This window comes from Actinoplanes sp. NPDC051633, assembly GCF_040681735.1.
GTDB lineage: Bacteria > Actinomycetota > Actinomycetes > Mycobacteriales > Micromonosporaceae > Actinoplanes.
Genome location: NZ_JBFAZH010001347.1, coordinates 1 through 1,924 on the forward strand (window position 1 = coordinate 1; position 1,924 = coordinate 1,924).

A 1,924-nucleotide genomic window follows, 5' to 3' on the forward strand; every position below is an offset into this window, starting at 1 on the left:
TGCGCATCGTGGTGGACTTTCCGGCGCCGTTGGGGCCCAGGAACCCGGTGACGATGCCGGGGCGGACGGTGAACGTGAGACCGTCGACGGCCGTCTTGTCCCCGTAGCGCTTGGTGAGCTCGCGTACCTCGATCATGCCGTCAACGATGGTCGCCGCGGGCCTGATCCGCGTCGTGCCGGTGTGGGCTCTCGGCATACCGCGGTTGAAGTAGGACGTCCGGCCGGCTACAGCCGCGGGACGACGCGGCCGGCCACGCGGTTCCCGTACCGTCGGGGTCATGGTCCTCGCGCGCGCTCGCACCGCCCTTGCCGCGCATCCGCTGGCCGCGGATGCCGTGCTGGGTCTTGTGGTGGGCGCGCTGTCGATCCTGATGGTGCTGGTGGGGCCGGGGCCGCACAAGGAGCCGCGACCGCCGCGGGTCAGCGACTTCGTGGTGGCGCTGGTCGCCTTCGGGCTGATCACGCTGCGCCGGCGCTGGCCGGGGCCGGTGCTGCTGGCGGCCACCCTGATCGCCGTCGGGCTGATCATCGCGGACGTGCCGCGTGCCCCTCTGCTGATTGCGGCGTATGTCGCTGCCTGCACCCTTGCCTTCGCGAGCAACCGCCGTTCCGCCCTGCTGACCGGCGCGGTGGTGGGCGCCATCCTTTACCTGGCCTCGGCGATCTTCACCGACGAGGGCTGGGCCGACCCCGAGACGATCGGCGTGGTGGCGTGGGTCGGGATGGCGATCGCGATCGGCGACGGCCTGCGCACGCGGCGGGCCTACATCGCCGCGATCGAGGAACGCGCGCGGCGGGCCGAGCAGAGCCGTGACGAGGAGGCACGACGCCGGGTCGCCGAGGAACGGCTGCGCATCGCCCGGGAGCTGCACGACGTCGTGGCGCACAACATCGCGATGATCAACGTGCAGGCGGGCGTGGCGGCGCATGTGCTGCGTACGCAGCCGGACGCCGCGGACACCGCGCTGGCCCATGTTCGCCAGGCGGCCCGGACCGTGCTCGACGAGATCTCCACCCTGCTCGGCGTGCTGCGCAGCCCCGACGACGCGGAGGATTCCGAGCCGACCCGAGGCCTGGCCAAGCTCGGCGGGCTGCTCGACTCGATGGCCGCCGCCGGGCTGACCGTGGAGCACGAGCAGCAGGGCGAGGCCCGCGAGCTGCCCGCGGCCGTGGACCTGGCGGCGTATCGGATCGTGCAGGAGTCACTGACGAACGCGCAGAAGCACGGGGCCGGCCGCGCCGCACATCTCAGCGTGACGTTCACGCCGGCCGGGGTGAGGATCGCCGTCACGAATGACGCCAACGGCGGGGTGGAGAGCAACGGACACGGGCTCGTCGGCATGCGGGAACGCGCCACGGCGGTGGGTGGCACGCTGCGCGCGAACCGCGACGGTGGCCGGTTCGTGGTCGAGGCCGATCTGCCCGCGGGGGTGCGCGCGTGACGATCCGAGTGCTGCTGGCCGACGATCAGGCGCTCATCCGGGCCGGGTTCAGGGTGCTGTTGGACAGCGCCGACGATCTGCAGGTGGTCGGCGAGGCCGCCACCGGCCGGGAGGCGGTCGACCTGGCCCGGCGGCATCGCGCTGACGTCGTGCTCATGGACATCCGCATGCCGGAGCTGGACGGCATCGAGGCGACCCGGCTGATCACCGCCGACGAGGACATGGCCGGGGTCCGGGTGCTGATCCTGACGACCTTCGAGATCGACGAGAACGTGTTGCGGGCGTTGCGGGCCGGCGCGAGCGGCTTCCTCAACAAGGGCGTCGAGCCGTCCGACCTGCTGGACGCGATCCGGCTGGTGGCCTCGGGTGAGGCGTTGCTGTCGCCGGGTGCCACGCGCAGCCTGATCGCCCGGTTCCTCACGCAGCCGGAGCCGTCCGGGGCGGCGACGGACCCCGCCGCGCTGAAGGGCTTGACCGACCGC

3 protein-coding genes are annotated in these 1,924 nt (G+C 72.6%); 2 read left to right on the forward strand and 1 reads right to left on the reverse strand.

What is annotated here, in order from left to right:
- Positions 1–136 (reverse strand): ATP-binding cassette domain-containing protein (locus tag AB0M20_RS40815; RefSeq protein WP_364306602.1); only part of this gene is annotated, 136 nt, incomplete at its 3' end.
- Between the two features lie 142 nt (positions 137–278).
- On the opposite strand from AB0M20_RS40815, the gene AB0M20_RS40820 reads away from it, so the two are divergent.
- The gene (locus tag AB0M20_RS40820; protein ID WP_364306598.1) at positions 279–1,442 is read left to right on the forward strand and encodes a histidine kinase; all 1,164 of its coding nucleotides are present in this window, start codon (positions 279–281) and stop codon (positions 1,440–1,442) included.
- Positions 1,439–1,924 (forward strand): response regulator transcription factor (locus tag AB0M20_RS40825; protein ID WP_364306600.1); only part of this gene is annotated, 486 nt, incomplete at its 3' end. The genes AB0M20_RS40820 and AB0M20_RS40825, both read left to right, overlap by 4 nt.